We start from the raw sequence: 541 nt of genomic DNA on the forward strand, positions 1-541 counted from the left end.
GGCGCATATCCTCTCGGGCGCGGTCATGGATCCGCGCGCCTTGAATGAGCTGATTCCGGACTGGAAAGAACAAGGCGCACCGCTGAACGTGCCCGTAACCGAGGACAAGTTCCTTTTTCTTTCCGAAACGGGGGCTAAATCTGTGCCGAACTGGGCACTGCCCGACAACTTCAAGAACCACGGCAATTACGTCATCAGCCTCGCGAATGTCACGCGCTGGCTGGGCCAGCAGGCCGAGGCGCTGGGCGTGGAAATCTTCCCCGGCTTTCCGGCCGCCGAAGTGCTCTACAACGACGATGGCTCGGTAAAGGGCGTCGCCACCGGCAACCTGGGTGTCGGCAAGGACGGCGAGCCCACCGGGAACTTCCAGCTCGGCATGGAGCTGCACGCGAAGTACACGCTGTTCTGCGAAGGCTGCCGCGGGCATCTGGGCCGCCAGCTCAACGAGAAGTTCAAGCTCGGCAAGGATTCGGATCCGCAGGTCTACGGCATCGGCATCAAGGAACTGTGGGAAATCGATCCTTCGAAACACCAGCCCGGC

Annotated in this window: 1 protein-coding gene; it reads left to right on the forward strand. The window is 61.6% G+C overall.

Annotated elements, in window-relative coordinates; genetic code table 11:
- Positions 1–541: NAD(P)/FAD-dependent oxidoreductase (locus tag M3I54_RS44610; protein WP_254346781.1), on the forward strand; the 541-nt coding region annotated here is incomplete at both ends.

The sequence above is a fragment of the Paraburkholderia sp. CNPSo 3274 genome, from assembly GCF_024206475.1.
In the GTDB taxonomy this organism is placed as follows: domain Bacteria; phylum Pseudomonadota; class Gammaproteobacteria; order Burkholderiales; family Burkholderiaceae; genus Paraburkholderia.